At 65.7% G+C, this 15,546-nt stretch carries 13 protein-coding genes; 7 read left to right on the forward strand and 6 right to left on the reverse strand.

The genetic code is table 11. The features are described from left to right. Nucleotides 1-15: 15 nt before the first annotated feature. The 6 genes from ACWPWT_RS08355 to sdhC form a co-directional block, all read right to left on the reverse strand. Nucleotides 16-1,431 carry an alpha,alpha-trehalose-phosphate synthase (UDP-forming) gene (locus ACWPWT_RS08355; protein ID WP_454279296.1) on the reverse strand — a complete coding sequence of 472 codons (1,416 nt, stop codon included), beginning with the start codon at nucleotides 1,429-1,431 and terminating at the stop codon, nucleotides 16-18. Then, nucleotides 1,428-3,194: a glycoside hydrolase family 15 protein gene (locus tag ACWPWT_RS08360; protein WP_454279297.1), complete on the reverse strand. Its 1,767-nt coding sequence runs from the start codon at nucleotides 3,192-3,194 to the stop codon at nucleotides 1,428-1,430. The genes ACWPWT_RS08355 and ACWPWT_RS08360 overlap by 4 nt, the downstream gene beginning before the upstream one ends. 11 nt (nucleotides 3,195-3,205) lie before the next feature. Beyond that, nucleotides 3,206-3,979 carry a trehalose-phosphatase gene (otsB, locus tag ACWPWT_RS08365; RefSeq protein WP_454279298.1) on the reverse strand — a complete coding sequence of 258 codons (774 nt, stop codon included), beginning with the start codon at nucleotides 3,977-3,979 and terminating at the stop codon, nucleotides 3,206-3,208. Between the two features lie 259 nt (nucleotides 3,980-4,238). Next, nucleotides 4,239-6,047: a succinate dehydrogenase flavoprotein subunit gene (gene sdhA, locus ACWPWT_RS08370; RefSeq protein WP_454279299.1), complete on the reverse strand. Its 1,809-nt coding sequence runs from the start codon at nucleotides 6,045-6,047 to the stop codon at nucleotides 4,239-4,241. Then, nucleotides 6,047-6,430: a succinate dehydrogenase, hydrophobic membrane anchor protein gene (sdhD, locus tag ACWPWT_RS08375; RefSeq protein WP_261269026.1), complete on the reverse strand. Its 384-nt coding sequence runs from the start codon at nucleotides 6,428-6,430 to the stop codon at nucleotides 6,047-6,049. The genes sdhA and sdhD overlap by 1 nt, the downstream gene beginning before the upstream one ends. Next, nucleotides 6,430-6,840 (reverse strand): succinate dehydrogenase, cytochrome b556 subunit, encoded by a 411-nt coding sequence (gene sdhC / locus ACWPWT_RS08380; protein WP_454279300.1) that lies wholly within the window; start codon nucleotides 6,838-6,840, stop codon nucleotides 6,430-6,432. Before sdhC ends, sdhD begins: the two co-directional genes overlap by 1 nt. 269 nt (nucleotides 6,841-7,109) lie before the next feature. Here sdhC and ACWPWT_RS08385 point away from each other — a divergent pair, with 269 nt between their 5' ends. From ACWPWT_RS08385 to scpA, 7 genes are all read left to right on the forward strand, one after another. Further along, nucleotides 7,110-8,468 carry a methyl-accepting chemotaxis protein gene (locus tag ACWPWT_RS08385; protein ID WP_261269028.1) on the forward strand — a complete coding sequence of 453 codons (1,359 nt, stop codon included), beginning with the start codon at nucleotides 7,110-7,112 and terminating at the stop codon, nucleotides 8,466-8,468. Nucleotides 8,469-8,627: 159 nt separating this feature from the next. After that, nucleotides 8,628-9,323, forward strand: coding sequence for an SDR family NAD(P)-dependent oxidoreductase (locus tag ACWPWT_RS08390; RefSeq protein ID WP_454279301.1), 696 nt, complete (start codon nucleotides 8,628-8,630; stop codon nucleotides 9,321-9,323). Further along, complete coding sequence (locus ACWPWT_RS08395; RefSeq protein WP_454279302.1) at nucleotides 9,313-10,245, forward strand: 50S ribosomal protein L11 methyltransferase; 933 nt, start codon at nucleotides 9,313-9,315, stop codon at nucleotides 10,243-10,245. Before ACWPWT_RS08390 ends, ACWPWT_RS08395 begins: the two co-directional genes overlap by 11 nt. Before the next feature lie 51 nt (nucleotides 10,246-10,296). After that, a complete protein-coding gene (locus ACWPWT_RS08400; protein WP_454279303.1) occupies nucleotides 10,297-11,823 on the forward strand; it encodes an acyl-CoA carboxylase subunit beta in 1,527 nt (508 codons plus the stop codon). 208 nt (nucleotides 11,824-12,031) lie between these two features. Beyond that, complete coding sequence (gene mce / locus ACWPWT_RS08405; protein ID WP_454279304.1) at nucleotides 12,032-12,451, forward strand: methylmalonyl-CoA epimerase; 420 nt, start codon at nucleotides 12,032-12,034, stop codon at nucleotides 12,449-12,451. A gap of 8 nt (nucleotides 12,452-12,459) precedes the next feature. Beyond that, nucleotides 12,460-13,218, forward strand: coding sequence for an enoyl-CoA hydratase-related protein (locus tag ACWPWT_RS08410; protein WP_261269055.1), 759 nt, complete (start codon nucleotides 12,460-12,462; stop codon nucleotides 13,216-13,218). Nucleotides 13,219-13,290: 72 nt separating this feature from the next. Continuing rightward, nucleotides 13,291-15,546 carry a methylmalonyl-CoA mutase gene (gene scpA / locus ACWPWT_RS08415; RefSeq protein ID WP_454279305.1) on the forward strand — a complete coding sequence of 752 codons (2,256 nt, stop codon included), beginning with the start codon at nucleotides 13,291-13,293 and terminating at the stop codon, nucleotides 15,544-15,546.

Raw genomic sequence — 15,546 nt, forward strand, 5'->3', positions numbered from 1 at the left:
CCGTGCCGGGGAGGATCAGGACGCCGCCCCTTCGATCGCCTTGGCTTCGTCCTTCGCCCCGTCCCCGCGCAGCGCGGCCAGGAACAGTTCGCACCACCAGAACACGTCTTCGCGCCGGACATTGTCGATCAGGCTTTCCCAGCGACGGATGCGTTCGTCGCGCGGCATGGCCAGAGCCTGGACGATCGCATCGGACATTTCCTCGGCGCTATAGGGGTTGATGAGGACCGCGTCCTTCAACTGCTCGGCCGCGCCCGCAAAGCGCGACAGGATCAGCACGCCGGGATCCTCGGGGTCCTGCGCCGCGACATATTCCTTGGCGACCAGGTTCATCCCGTCGCGCAACGGAGTCACCAACCCGATCCGCGCCGCGCGGTAGATGCCCGCCAGCACCGGCCGCGGAAACCCCTTGTTGACGTAGCGGATCGGCACCCAGTCGATATCGGCATATTCGCCGTTGATCCGCCCCGACAGCGCATCGAGATTGGCGCGGATCTCCTGATAGGTGTTCACCTTCTCGCGGCTGGGCGGTGCGATCTGGAGCATATAGACCAGCGCGCGCCGTTCCGGATTCTGCGCCAAGAAGCGTTCGTAACCCAGGAAGCGCTCGGCCAGCCCCTTGGAATAATCCAGCCGGTCGACCCCGACGATCAGGCTGCGGCCGGTCGCCGACATATACATGCGTTCGCGAGCGAAACGGGCGTCGTGGCCGCTGGCGGCTTCCTCGAATTCCTTGGTCTCGATGCCGATCGGCGCGCGGATCGCCTGGATGGTGCGGCCGTTCCACGTCACCGCGCCATTCTCGCCCAGCGTACCGCCCAGCTCCTTGGTCACATAGTCGCGGAAGCTGTCCAGCCAGTCCTCGGTATGGAAACCCACCACGTCATAGGCGAAGAGCGATTCCACCAGCTTGCGATGGCTGGGGAGCGACATCAGCAGCCGCACCGGCGGCCAGGGGATGTGGAGGAAGAAGCCGATCCGGTTCTTGAACCCCCGCTTGCGCAGGTCACGGCCCAGCGGGATCAGGTGATAGTCATGCACCCAGACCAGATCGTCGGGCTCGATCAGCGGCTGCACCGTATCGGCGAAACGCTCGTTGACGCGCGCATAGCCGGAGTCGAAATCGCGCTCGAACTCGGTCAGGTCGATGCGATAGTGGAAGAGCGGCCAGAGCGTCCGGTTGGCATAGCCGTTATAATATTCGTCGATATCCTGCTCTTCCAGGTCGATGGTCGCGGTGGTGACGCCGCCGCCCTGCTGGAAGTTGATATGGCCGCTAAACTCCTCGGTCGTCTCCCCCGACCAGCCGAACCAGATGCCGCCCTGTTCGCGCAGGGCGGCAAGAAGTGCGACCGCCAGCCCGCCCTGATTTCCGCCCGGCCCGGTGGTGGGCGGCTGGACCCGGTTCGAGATGACGATCAGGCGACTCATCGCACGGCACTCCATGGTTTACTCAGCAGGACGGCGCAGTTGATCAGGCCGACCAGCGAATAGGTTTGCGGATAATTCCCCCACAGCTCGCCCGTATTCGGGTCGATATCCTCGGACAGAAGCCCGGCGGGGGTGCAGCGCGCCACCATCTCCTCGAACAGCGCGCGGGCATCGGCATGACGCCCGGTCACATATAACGCTTCAATCAGCCAGAAGGTGCAAACGTTGAACGCGGTATGGGGCAGGCCGAAATCATCCTCGGTCGCATAGCGCAGCATATGGCTGCCCCGCCGCAGGCCCTTTTCGACCGCATCCAGAGTCGAGCGGAAACGGGGATCGTCGGGCGACAGGAAGCGCAGGTCGAGCAGCTGGATGATGCTGGCGTCCAGATCGTCGCCGCCGAAGGTCGCCGACATGCGCTGCGTTTCGGGGCGCCACGCCGCCTGCTCGATCGTCTCGCGCATCAGGTCGGCGCGCTCCTGCCAAAAGGCACGCCGCTCCTCCAGCCCCAGCGCCTGTGCGGCATTGGCCAACCGGTCGCACGCGGCCCAGCACATGGCGGCGGAATAGGTGTGGACATGGCTCTTGGTACGCAACTCCCACAGCCCCGCATCGGGCTGGTCATACTTGGCCCAAGCGCGCTCGCCGACACGTTCCAGCGAGTGGAAATCCTCGACCCCCGACATGCGGAACAGCCGCGTGTCGAAGAAGGCCTGCACATCGGACAGCACGATCTGGCCGTAAGCGTCGTGTTGGATCTGCTCATAGGCCTGGTTGCCGACCCGCACCGGACCCATGGCACGGTAGCCGGGGAGCTTGGTCTCGATCCGCTCGACCAGGGTCGCCTCGCCGCCGACGCCGTAGAGCGGCTGGATATGCCCGCCGCGTGCGGCGTCTACGATGTTGCGGAGATATTCGAGATACCCCTCCAGCACGTCGAGCGCGCCGAGCCGATTGAGCGCTTGCACGGTGTAATAGGCGTCACGAATCCAGCAGTAGCGATAATCCCAGTTACGCCCCGAATCGGCATGTTCGGGCAAAGAGGTGGTTAGCGCGGCGACGATCGCGCCGGTTTCCTCATGCTGGCACAGCTTCAGCGTGATCGCGGCGCGGATGACGACGGCCTGCCACTCGACCGGGGTCGCAAGCCCGCGCACCCAGTGATGCCATTCATGCGTCGTGCGCTCCAACATGGCACGGCTCGCCTCGCTCAGCACACCCGCGAAGCTCTCGTCCGGGCCCAGGAACATGTGGATGGGGCGTTCCGCCCGGAACCATTGTTCGGCGGCGATATGGCCGACCGGCGCGTCGGTGGTCAGGCGCAGCGTCTGCTGCGTCATCAGATAGCGGATATGGTTGGACCCTTGCGTTCGCTCGGTCGGGGTGCCCCAGTCGGTCGCGACGCGAAGCGCGATGCGGATGCGCGGCGAGCCGATCGGCCGCACGATCCGCACATAGCTGGTCGGGCGATAGACGCGGCCCTCGCGCGAGAAGCGCGGGCAGAAATCGGTGATCTCGATGCCGTTGCCTCGGTCGTCCATATGGGTGGTGACCAGGATCGGCGTGTTGCGCAGATAGCCTTGCGTGGTCGAGACCCGGTCCTCCAAGTCGATCGACCAATAACCCGTCTCCGGATCGCCATCGCCCAGCAGCGCGCAAAAGGCCGGGTCGCCATCGACCCGTGGCACGCAGCCCCAGACGAAACGCCCGGTCGCATCGATCAGCGCCGAGACCTGGCAATTGCCGATCGGCCAGAGATTCATGTCCTGTTGCATTATTCGGCATTCTCCAGCGCTTGGGCGAGCCATGAGTGGACGGCGGCGACATCGGGCAGGCGGTAGCGCGCGGCGGTCTGACGCATCGGGCCGACCAGCACGCCCGCGCCACCGAGCGCGGCGGCGGCGACGAAGCCGTCCTCGTCGGTCACGTCGTCACCGAAGAAGATGGGGATGGTGCCGCGCATGGTGGGGCTTTCCATCAGCGTCTCGATCGCCTGGCCCTTGTCGCCGGGCAGGCGGATCTCGACCATCATCTTGCCGGGTTGCAGGGTCAGGCCATGGCGTTCGGCGATCGCGGTGGCTTCGCGGAGGGCGAGGGGCTCTGCGCCCGGGTTGCGGCGGTAATGCAACCCTGCGCCGAAGCTCTTGGTTTCGAAATATAGGTCGTTCGCTTCGGCCACCGCACGCATTTCCTCGGTTGCGGTAGCGAGGTGATCGGGCTTTTCGGGTTGGCTGTGGCCGTGCTCGGGGCTGCGGCGCTCGGCGCCGTGGCTGCCCGCCAGCGTGAAATGCTGCGCCTGCGGGCCGAACAGCGCATCGAGCTGCGCGATCGAGCGGCCACTGACGATGGCGAGGCGGCCGAGCATATGCGCGGCCAGCGCGTCCAGCCGATCGGCGAGCGCGGTGCTGACATGCACCCCCTCGGGATTGTCGGCGAGATCGACTAGCGTGCCGTCGAAATCGAGGAAAAGGCTGTCCTCGGCGGACAGGCGGGGCGGGGGCGGGGCGAGGTCGGCCAGCATGGGCGAAAGCATAGCGGATGCGGACATGCCAAGTGAACCCATCCCCGCCGCTCACGTTCCGCTGCGCATGCGAAATGATTACAGTTCCGATCCTCCCCTGCAAGGGGAGGTGGCAGGCCGCAGGCCTGACGGAGGGGTGTTACCGGGTGCGAGGAGGTATGCGGTCATCAGCGAGGATACCCCTCCACCAGCTTCGCTGGTCCCCCCTCCCCTTGCAGGGGAGGAACAAGAAAAAGGGCCGGCGATCGCTCGCCAGCCCCTTCATTTCGAACCGTAAAACCGGGCCTTAATAGACCCGCTTCTTCGGCTTGATATACTCGATATCGTCGGTCAGCGTGTAATCATGGACCGGGCGATAGTCGATTGCGACATCGCCGCCCTTGCCGCCCCAGCCGTCGAACGTCGCAACCGTGTGCTTCATCCAGTTGGCGTCGTCGCGATCGGGGAAGTCCTCGTTCACGTGCGCGCCGCGGCTTTCCTTGCGGTTCAGCGCCGACTCCATCGTCACGACCGCCTGGCTGATGAGGTTGTCCAGCTCCAGCGTCTCGACCAGATCGGTGTTCCAGATCAGCGAGCGATCCTTGATCCCGATGTCCTTCATCCGGTCATAGGTGGCGCGGATCATCTGGCGGCCTTCGGTCAGCAGCTCGTCGGTGCGGAACACGGCGCAGTGGCGCTGCATCGTCTTCTGCATCTCGCTGCGCACCGATGCGGTGGTCGAGCTACCGGCGGCGTTGCGGAAGTGATCCAGGCGACCCAGCGCCAACTCTTCCGAACCCTTGGGCAGCGGCGCATGCGGCGTGCCGGGCTTCAGCGTGTCCTTGATGCGCAGGCCGGTCGCACGGCCGAACACGACAAGGTCGATCAGCGAGTTGGAGCCCAGGCGGTTCGCGCCGTGCACCGACACGCAGGCCGCTTCGCCGACCGCGAACAGGCCGGGGACGACCGAATCCGGGTTGCCGTCTTTCAGACGGACGACTTCGCCGTGATAGTTCGTCGGAATACCGCCCATATTATAGTGGACGGTCGGCGTAACGGGCAGCGGCTGGCGGGTCAGGTCGACACCGGCGAAGATCTTGCCGGTCTCGGTAATGCCGGGCAGGCGCTCGGCCAGCACCTTCGGGTCGATATGGTCGAGGTGGAGGTAGATATGATCCCCCTCCTTGCCGACGCCGCGCCCTTCGCGGATTTCCATCGCCATCGAGCGCGACACGACGTCGCGGCTGGCGAGGTCCTTCGCTGACGGCGCGTAACGCTCCATGAAGCGCTCGCCCTCGGAGTTGGTCAGGTAGCCGCCTTCACCGCGTGCACCCTCGGTGATGAGGACGCCTGCGCCGTAGATGCCGGTCGGGTGGAACTGCACGAACTCCATGTCCTGGAGCGGCAGGCCCGCACGCAGCACCATGCCGCCGCCGTCACCCGTGCAGGTGTGCGCCGAGGTCGCTGAGAAATAGCAGCGGCCATAGCCGCCGGTCGCCAGCACGACATTGTGCGCGCGGAACCGGTGGATCGATCCGTCTTCCATACACAGCGCGATGACGCCACGGCAATTGCCCTGATCGTCCATGATCAGGTCGAGCGCGAAATATTCGATGAAGAAGTCCGCGTCATACTTCAGCGACTGCTGGTACAGCGCGTGCAGCATGGCGTGGCCGGTGCGGTCGGCGGCGGCACAAGTGCGCTGCGCGGGCGGGCCTTCACCCATATTCTGCATCATGCCGCCGAACGGGCGCTGATAGATCTTGCCCTCTTCGGTGCGGCTGAACGGGACGCCCGCGTGCTCCAGCTCGTACACGGCGGCGGGTGCCTCGCGGCACAGATATTCGATCGCGTCCTGGTCGCCCAGCCAGTCCGACCCCTTGACGGTGTCGTACATGTGCCAGGTCCAGTGATCGGGCCCCATATTGCCGAGGCTGGCGGCGATGCCGCCCTGGGCGGCCACGGTGTGGCTGCGCGTCGGGAACACCTTGGTGATGCAGGCGGTCTTCAGACCGGCTTCTGCGATGCCCATGGTGGCGCGCAGGCCCGAGCCGCCCGCACCCACGACGACGGCGTCATAGGTATGGTCGATGATCTTATAGGCGGCAGCGGACATTATGCAGCGGCTCCGAAGGCGATCTTGAGGATCGAGAAGATGGCGACGGCGGCGGTCGTGAAGACGAACAGGTTCATGACGACGAGCATGGCGACCCGGTTCTGGTCCTGCTCATAATCCTCGATCACGACCTGAAGGCCCAGGCGCATGTGATAGAAGACCGAGGCGACCAGCATCGCCATCGGAATGGCGGCCCAGGGATTGGCCAGCCACAGCCGCATCGCGGCATAGTCATAGGAGGGCTGGCGCAGGATCGAGATCAGCAGCCAGACGACCAGCAGGAAGTTCGAGCCCGCCGTCAGGCGCTGGTTCAACCAGTGATGGGTGCCCGACTTGGCCGAGCCCAGGCCGCGCACGCGGCCGATCGCGGTTCCGGAACGCATCACTTGATCCCCAGATAGAGCCAGAAGGCCACCGTCATCACGACGGCGAAGACGATGGTGGCTTGCGCCTGACGCTTGTTCGACTTCAGTTCGAAGCCCGCGCCGACATCCATGAACAGGTGGCGGATGCCGTTGGCCATGTGCTGGAACAGGCAGGCGGTCAGGCCGATGCCGACGACATAGCCGATGATGTTGAGCCCGCCCGACTCGACGGTGAAGACGTCGCGGAAGGTCGCATAGCTTTCCGGCCCGGCGGCGATGGCGGCCAGGAACCAGACGAGCAACAGGGTGCCCACGGTCGCCATGCCCGTGCCGGTGGCACGGTGCAGGATGGAGACCAGCATATTGGGACCCCATTTCCAGATCTGGAGATGCGGGGAAAGCGGGCGTGCGGTGTTGCGGGCGGCCAAGGGCAGATCCTCGAACAATCAAAAGTCGGGCTGGTTTGCGGATATGCCTATGGTGAAGACGCCGCCAGGATGCAAGCCGTGAGACTCCGTTTGAAAATTCGCGGGAAGCGAGTTTCGGGCGACAATGGCGTTCCCCGGGCTTCCAAACCGCTTCCGAACGCATTTTGGTGGCGACGAGGAAGGAATCCGACCGGATAACACCCCCTTAACCCTTTTCGCGCACGATAGACGGGAAAGATTCGAAGCGTTTCGAATGGGGGAACCACGTCTTGGACTTCGACCTGCCACCGCCCACGGTCATCACGGCGAATATCGACCTCGACGCGCGGGTCCGTGCCTTTGACGGCGGCGACCGCTCGCTTGTTCGTCTCGCCGCCGAGCTCTGGCCGGTGATCGAGCCGCGCGCCGACGAGGTGACCGACGCCTATTGGAATCACTGGCGCCTGACCAATCCGGGCCGCCCGGAATGGACACCGCTCGATCGCGAGCGCCAGCTGGTCGCGGGCCGCGCCTATCTTCGCAACCGCTTCTGCGATGTCGCCGGGCGGGAATGGGTCGAGTCGCTGGGCCGGGCCATCGCCTCCGCCTATGCCGGCGGGGTGGCGCCGATGGAGGTGCTGGCCATGTCCTGCGCCAGCGACCGCGCGGTGCTGAAGATCGTGCTGGAGGAAATGGGCGAGGATGATCCACGTCGATTGATCGCGATCGATACGCTGCTGCGGGTTTACGGCATGGAGACCGAACTGACGGTCGAGCTGTTCGCGGGCTTTGCAAGCTGGTGCGCCGAGCGTCAGCGCGAGCGGCTGGCGGGCGACTTCCGCAACGGCATCGCCGCGGTGGTGGAAACCGCGTCGGTCGGCGGACAGGATTTGCGGCGCCAGGCGCAGGACGCCTCGCTGTCGACCCGCGGTATGCTGGGCAAGTCGAGCGAGGTGGCCGCCGCCGCCGAACAGTCCGCCGTCGCGATGCGCGAAGCGGCGCAGACCGCCGCCGGGCTGATCCGCGCGATCGAGGATGCGCGGACCGAGGTCGATCAGGCCGCCGACGTCGCCAACCGCGCCGCCGACCAGGCGGGGCAGGCGGTCGGCATGTCCGAGATGCTGTCCGACCATGCCAAGTCGATCGAATCGATTTTGGGCCTGATCCGCGATATTGCTGGGCAGACCAATTTGCTGGCGCTCAACGCCACGATCGAGGCCGCGCGCGCCGGCGATGCGGGGCGGGGCTTCGCCGTGGTCGCGCAGGAGGTGAAGAGCCTCGCCAGTCAGACCGCCCGCGCTACCGACGACATCGCCACCAAGATTGCCGCGATCCAGGCCGCGACCCGCTCGACAGTCGAGACCAACGCGTCGATCAAGGCGACGGTCAATGAGGTACAGGCTTCTGCCGAGCGGATCCGCCATGCGATGGAGGCACAGGCGCAGACGGTGACCGCGATCACCGCCGCCGTGGACGAAACCGCGCTGGCCGCCGACTCGATGTCGCACACCATCGCCGCGATCCGTCAGGATACCGAGCATGTCGCACAGGAGATCGACCGGGTCGGGCGCGGCTTCGACAATCTCGACACGCAACTGGGCGAGTTGAAGACCAGCGCGACCCAGTTCGTCGCCCGCGTCGCCGCGTAATTCCGCTTTTCTCCCGGCACGAAGTGGGGAGGGGGAGCTGGGGGCTTGCGATAGCGCGGCATGCCTCCGTTAGAGCCTTGCCCTGACATCTCCCCTCGCAGGGGGGAGGAAGTCGGGATGCCGGTTGACGCATCCGCCCGCGCCCGGCACGGGCGGGGTATGACGACGATATTGGTAACGGGGAGCAGCCGCGGCATCGGCGCGGCGACCGCCACGGCGCTGGGCGAACTGCCCGGCGTCCGCGTGCTGGGCCATGGCACGCGCAGCGGCATCGCCGAGGACCTGTCCCAGCCGGACGCGCCCGCCAGGCTATGGGCGGCGGCGCTGCAGCAGGCGGGCGGGGCGATCGACATATTGGTCAACAATGCCGGTATCTTCGAGGCGAGTCCGCTCGACGCGGACGACTGGTCCGAAAGCTGGGCCCGCACCATGCAGGTCAATCTGACCGCGTCGGCGGAGCTTTGCCGCCTGGCGGTGCTCCACTGGCAGGAACGCGGGGTCGGGGGACGCATCGTCAACATTGCCAGCCGCGCCGCCTATCGTGGCGATTCCCCGTCGCACTGGCATTATGCCGCGTCCAAGGGCGGCATGGTTGCGATGACCAAGACCATCGCGAGGGGCTATGCGGCGCAGGGGATTCTCGCCTTTGCCGTATGCCCGGGTTTCACCATGACGGGCATGGCCGACGACTATCTGGCCAGCCGGGGCGGCGACAAGCTGCTCGCCGATATTCCGCTCGGCCGGGTGGCATCGCCAGAAGAGGTCGCCGCCGCCGTCCGTTTCCTGTGCACCGATGCACCGCCATCGATGACCGGCGCGGTCCTCGACATCAATGGAGCCAGCTATGTCCGCTGACAGCTGGAAGCTGACCCTGCCCTGCACCCGCGACGAGGCGGAGGCGATCGACGCGGCCGACGATCTAGCGATCGATGCCGTCATCATGACCACCGAGGAGGTGGAGGACGACCGCGAGCATTGGCGGCTCGACGCCTATTTCGAGTCGGAACCCGATGCGGCGACCATCGACGCGATTCGCGCCCTGGTGCCCAGCGCGGGCGACCATCCCGCCACCGTCGAGCATTTGGCGGCGCAGGACTGGGTCACGATGAGCCAGGCGGGGCTGGAGCCTTTGTCGGTCGGGCGCTTCTTCGTCCATACCGGTGACGAGGCCGTGCCCCAGGGGACGCGCGGGTTCCACATCCCGGCGGGCCGCGCCTTCGGCACCGGACATCACGAGACGACCAGCGGCTGCCTCGCCATGCTCGATGCCATGGCCGGGGAACCGGTGGCGAATGCGATCGATGTCGGCACCGGCACCGGGTTGCTCGCCTTCGCCGTGCGGCACCTCTGGCCGAGTGCGAAGGTGGTGGCGACCGATATCGATCCCATCGCGATCGACGTGACGGCCGAGAATGCCGCGATCAACGGCGTCGATGGGGTGGAACTGATTGTCGCGGACGGCGCGCTGGCCGACCCGATCATGGCCGCATCGCCCTATGACCTTGTCATCGCCAATATCCTGGCCGGGCCGTTGATCTCGATGGCGCCGGAACTGGCGGCGATCGCCGGCCCCGGGGCGACCCTGGTGCTCGCCGGACTGCTGGAGACGCAGCGCGCCGATGTGGTTGCGGCCTATGAGGCATGCGGTTGCGCGCTGGAGACGGTCGATCGGCGCGGCGACTGGAGTGTGTTGCGGTTGCGGGCAGCCAAAGAGCGTTTCGTGCCCAACGCTCCGTTCGATCCCAAGGGGCGCGACGGCTGGGCGCTCGATATTTGACCGTCGTCCCGCCTCTCGGGCATAACCCGCCCAAAGACACAAGGAGAGGTCATGGCATCGACGATGGTCGAACTGGAACGCCGCCGCGCGGCGGCGCGGGCCGGAGGTGGTGAGAAGCGCGTCGCCGCGCAGCATGCCAAGGGCAAGCTGACCGCGCGCGAGCGGCTCGACGTGCTGCTCGATGAGGGGAGCTTCGAGGAGCTCGACATGTTCGTCGAGCATAACTGCACCGACTTCGGCATGACCGAACAGATCGTGCCCGGCGACGGCGTCGTGACGGGCAGCGGCACGATCAACGGGCGACTGGTCTTCGTCTTTAGCCAGGACTTCACCGTCTTCGGCGGCTCGCTGTCCGAACGTCATGCGCAGAAGATCTGCAAGATCATGGACATGGCGATGAAGGTCGGTGCGCCCGTCATCGGCCTGAACGATAGCGGCGGCGCGCGCATCCAGGAGGGCGTGGCGTCGCTGGGGGGCTATGCCGAGGTGTTCCAGCGCAATGTGCTGGCCAGCGGCGTGGTGCCGCAGCTTTCGCTCATCATGGGGCCGTGCGCGGGCGGCGCGGTCTATAGCCCGGCGATGACCGACTTCATCTTCATGGTGAAGGACTCGAGCTACATGTTCGTCACCGGCCCCGATGTGGTGAAGACGGTGACCAACGAGGTGGTGACGCAGGAAGCGCTGGGCGGTGCGGTGACCCACACGACCAAGACCGGCGTCGCGGATGTGGCGTTCGAGGACGATATCGAGGCGCTGCTGGCGGCGCGCGACTTCATCGACTTCCTGCCCGCCAACAATCGCGAGGGCGTGCCCGAGCGGCCGACGGCGGATGCGTGGGACCGCATCGAGGAAAGCCTCGACACGCTGATCCCCGCTTCGGCCAACCAGCCCTATGACATGCACGAGTTGATCGCCAAGGTCGTGGACGAAGGCGATTTCTTCGAGGTGCAGCCGGCCCACGGCGCCAACATCATCACCGGCTTCGGCCGGATCGAGGGGCGCACGGTCGGTTTCGTCGCCAACCAGCCGATGGTGCTGGCGGGCGTGCTCGACATCAATGCCAGCCGGAAAGCGGCGCGGTTCGTGCGCTTCTGCGACGCGTTCGAGATTCCGATCGTCACGTTCGTGGACGTACCCGGCTTCCTGCCCGGTACGAGCCAAGAGCATAACGGCATCATCAAGCACGGTGCCAAATTGCTCTTCGCCTATGCCGAGGCGACGGTGCCGAAGATCACGGTCATTACGCGGAAAGCCTATGGCGGCGCATACGACGTGATGGCGTCCAAGCACTTACGCGGCGACCTCAACTATGCCTGGCCGACCGCCGAGATCGCGGTGATGGGAGCCAAGGGCGCGGTCGAGATCATCTTTCGGGGCAAGACGCCGCAGGAGATCGCCGAGCGCACCGCCGAATATGAGGCGCGTTTCGCCAACCCGTTCGTGGCGGCGTCCAAGGGCTTTGTCGACGAGGTGATCCAGCCGCATTCTACCCGCAGGCGGATCGCGCTGGGCCTGCGCAAGCTGCGCAACAAGGACCTCGTCAATCCGTGGAAGAAACATGACAACCTGCCATTGTGAAGGCAGATAAATATTGCAGCAGTTGGCCGTGGTTTGGTAAATTTCCTTATTGTTAAATAATAAGGATTTCATCGTGAACATTATCAAGAATTTTTGGCCGACAATGCGTGATTTTATTGACATCGTTTCGGGAAAAAAGCCGAAAAATGGAAATGAACGGGATTCGCAGGATGGCCAAAGCTTCAGCGAATAATAATGCAGGTGGCCGATGACCCTCGGCCACCTCAACCATATTGGTATCGCCACCCCCTCGATCGAGCGGTCGGTGGAAACCTATCGCGACCTGCTCGGCGCGGAGGCGATCGGCGCGCCGTTCGACCTGCCAGCGCAGGGCGTGCGGGTGTGCTTCATCGATGCGCCCAACACGCAAATCGAGCTGATCCAGCCGCTGGACGAAAGCTCCCCCATCGCCAACTTCCTCAGGAAGAACCCGGCGGGGGGACAGCATCACATCTGCTTCGAGGTCGCTGACATGGCCGTCGCCGTCGCCGATCTTCAGGCCAAGGGTGCTACCCTATTGGGTCAGCCGCGCATCGGCGCGCACGGCACCCCGGTCGTGTTCCTGCACCCGCGCGACATGGGCGGGGTGCTGGTCGAACTGATGGAAACGCCGGGGGAAGGGCATTGACCGAGCCCATGCTGCTGGCCGAGCGTCGGGGCGGCGTCTTGGTCCTGACGCTCAATCGCCCCGACCGCCTCAATGCCGCACCCCCCGAACTGTTCGATCGGATCGGCGAGGCATTGGCGGAGCGGGGCGATGCCCGCGCCGTTCTGCTGACGGGATCGGGCAAGGCTTTCTGCTCGGGAGCGGATATTTCGGGTGGCGCTATCGGCCCGGAGACGGTGCACCGCGCACTGGTCGATCATTTCAATCCGCTGTTCCTGACGCTCGCCGAACTGCCCATTCCGCTGGTCAGCGCGGTGCGCGGGGCGGCGGCAGGGATCGGATGCAGCCTGGCGCTGGCCGCCGATTTCTGCGTCGCGAGCGAGAGCGCCTATTTCCTCCACGCCTTCGTCAATATCGGCATGGTCCCCGATGGCGGGGCGAGTTGGATGCTGCCACGCCTGATCGGGCGGGCGCGAGCCGCCGAAATGATGATGCTGGGCGAGCGGGTGCCGGCGGACAAGGCGCTCGACTGGGGGATGATCCACAGAGTCGTCGCGGACGATGCGCTCGATTCGGAAGCCTTCGCATTGGCCGAGCGGCTGGCGGCGGGGCCGAGCGTTGCCTTGGGTCTGATGCGTCGCGCGCTTCATGCCGGATTCGATAGCGACTATGCCACCGCGCTGACCCGTGAGGCCGAGGACCAGCGCAGCGCCCGCGCCACGCATGATGGCGAAGAAGGCGGCCGGGCCTTTTTCGAAAGGCGTCCGCCGCGCTTCCTGGGGCGATAGGGCACCACCTCTTGCGCGCGCACGATGATTTCGCTCTAGTGAAACAAAATAAGAGCAAATGAGGAGTGGCCGATGGCCGAACGCCCTGACAGGTCCGACTGGGAAGCGCTTGCCGCCAAGGAGGTGAAGGGCCGCGACCTGTCATGGGAGACGCCGGAGGGGATCACGGTCAAGCCGCTCTACACCGCGGATGATGTGAAGGCCGACCCCGGCCTCCCGGGCTTCGCGCCGTTCACGCGTGGGGTGCGGGCGAGCATGTATGCGGGTCGCCCTTGGACGATCCGGCAATATGCGGGCTTCTCGACCGCTGAGGAGTCCAACGCCTTTTACCGGCGTAATCTGGCGGCGGGGCAGAAGGGGCTGTCGGTCGCCTTCGATCTGGCCACCCACCGGGGCTATGACAGCGACCATCCCCGCGTGACCGGCGATGTCGGCAAGGCGGGGGTCGCGATCGACACGGTCGAGGATATGAAGATCCTGTTCGATGGCATTCCTTTGGATGCCATGTCGGTCAGCATGACGATGAACGGCGCGGTGATCCCGGTGTTGGCCTTCTTCATCGTCGCGGCCGAGGAACAGGGGGTTCACCGGTCGAAACTGGAAGGGACCATCCAGAACGACATCCTCAAGGAGTTCATGGTCCGCAACACCTATATCTACCCGCCCGAACCCTCGATGCGGATCATCTCGGACATCTTCGCCTACACATCCGCCGAGATGCCCAAGTTCAACAGCATCTCGATCAGCGGCTATCACATGCAGGAGGCCGGGGCGACGCAGCTCCAGGAGCTGGCCTTCACCATCGCCGATGGCATGGAATATGTGAAATATGGCGTGGCCTCGGGCCTCGACATCGACAAGTTTGCGGGCCGCCTGTCCTTCTTCTTTGCGATCGGCATGAACTTCTTCATGGAGGTGGCGAAGCTGCGCGCTGCGCGGGTGCTGTGGCACCGGGCGATGACCAAATTGGGCGCGAAGGACGAGCGCTCCAAGATGCTGCGGACGCACTGCCAGACGTCGGGCGTGTCGCTGACCGAGCAGGACCCGTATAACAACGTCATCCGCACGACCATCGAGGCGATGGCGGCGATGCTCGGCGGCACCCAGTCGCTCCACACCAATGCGCTGGACGAGGCGATCGCGCTGCCGACCGACTTCTCCGCCCGGATCGCACGCAACACGCAGATCGTGTTGCAGGAGGAAACGGGGATGACGCGCGTCGTCGATCCGCTCGGCGGCAGCTATTATGTCGAGAGCCTGACCCAGTCGCTGGTCGACGGCGCCTGGGCGCTGATCGAACGGATCGAGGCCGAAGGCGGCATGGCCAAGGCGGTCGCTTCGGGCTGGCCCAAGGCGATGATCGAGGAGGCGTCCGCCGCCCGCGCCGCCAAGGTCGACCGCGGCGAGGATGTGATCGTCGGGGTGAACAAGTACCGGCTGGCCGACGAAGCGCCGGTGGAGATCCTCGACATCGACAATCATGCGGTGCGCGGGGCCCAGATCGCGCGGATCGCGGCGGTCAAGGCCGCGCGCGACGAGGCGGCGTGCCGCTCGGCGCTGGATGCCCTGCGCCGAGCCGCCCAAAATCCTCCCCTGCAAGGGGAGGTGGCATCGCGCAGCGATGACGGAGGGGTGTCGACGCTGGAGAGGGGGGACACCCCTCCGTCAGCGGCTGGCGCCGCCGCCACCTCCCCCGCCGGGGGAGGAATGGGAAACAACCTCCTCGCGCTCGCTGTCGAAGCGGCACGGGCGCGGGCGACGCTGGGTGAGATTTCCGCCGCGCTGGAGGATGCGTTCGGCCGCTATGGCACCCAGCCGACCCCGGTGTCGGGCGTCTATGGCGGCGCCTACGCCGAGGACGAACGCTGGGCCCGCCTGCTGCGCGGGGTCGAGGCGGTCGAACGGCGTCTGGGGCGCAAGCCCCGGCTGTTCGTCGCCAAGATGGGTCAGGATGGGCATGACCGGGGTGCCAATCTCGTGTCGTCCATGTTCGGTGACCTGGGTTTCGAGGTGGTGCCGGGCGCGCTGTTCCAGACGCCCGAGGAAGCCGCGCAGATCGCGCTCACCCGCGATGTCGATGTCGTCGGCGCGTCCAGCCTCGCCGCCGGGCACAAGACGCTGATCCCCGAACTGATCGGCCATCTGCGAGAGGCGGGCCGCGCCGATATCAAGGTCATCGCGGGTGGCGTTATTCCGGCACAGGATTATCAGGCGCTATACGATGCCGGGGTGCAGGCGATTTTCGGCCCCGGCACCAATCTTGTGAAAGCGGCCGAGGATGTGCTGAGGCTGCTGGGCCATAACATGCCGCCCGAGACGGGCGAATGA

Source organism: Sphingomonas sp. Marseille-Q8236, from assembly GCF_965112005.1.

Bases quoted from the DNA above. Each gene is read 5' to 3' on its own strand.
- ACWPWT_RS08390 (WP_454279301.1), top strand. From the start codon at position 8,628: ATGACGACGATATTGGTAACGGGGAGCAGCCGCGGCATCGGCGCGGCG.
- mce (WP_454279304.1), top strand. From the start codon at position 12,032: ATGACCCTCGGCCACCTCAACCATATTGGTATCGCCACCCCCTCGATC.
- sdhD (WP_261269026.1), bottom strand. From the start codon at position 6,430: ATGCGTTCCGGAACCGCGATCGGCCGCGTGCGCGGCCTGGGCTCGGCC.
- otsB (WP_454279298.1), bottom strand. From the start codon at position 3,979: ATGTCCGCATCCGCTATGCTTTCGCCCATGCTGGCCGACCTCGCCCCG.
- sdhA (WP_454279299.1), bottom strand. From the start codon at position 6,047: ATGTCCGCTGCCGCCTATAAGATCATCGACCATACCTATGACGCCGTC.
- ACWPWT_RS08400 (WP_454279303.1), top strand. From the start codon at position 10,297: ATGGCATCGACGATGGTCGAACTGGAACGCCGCCGCGCGGCGGCGCGG.
- ACWPWT_RS08395 (WP_454279302.1), top strand. From the start codon at position 9,313: ATGTCCGCTGACAGCTGGAAGCTGACCCTGCCCTGCACCCGCGACGAG.
- ACWPWT_RS08355 (WP_454279296.1), bottom strand. From the start codon at position 1,431: ATGAGTCGCCTGATCGTCATCTCGAACCGGGTCCAGCCGCCCACCACC.
- ACWPWT_RS08360 (WP_454279297.1), bottom strand. From the start codon at position 3,194: ATGAATCTCTGGCCGATCGGCAATTGCCAGGTCTCGGCGCTGATCGAT.
- scpA (WP_454279305.1), top strand. From the start codon at position 13,291: ATGGCCGAACGCCCTGACAGGTCCGACTGGGAAGCGCTTGCCGCCAAG.
- ACWPWT_RS08410 (WP_261269055.1), top strand. From the start codon at position 12,460: ATGCTGCTGGCCGAGCGTCGGGGCGGCGTCTTGGTCCTGACGCTCAAT.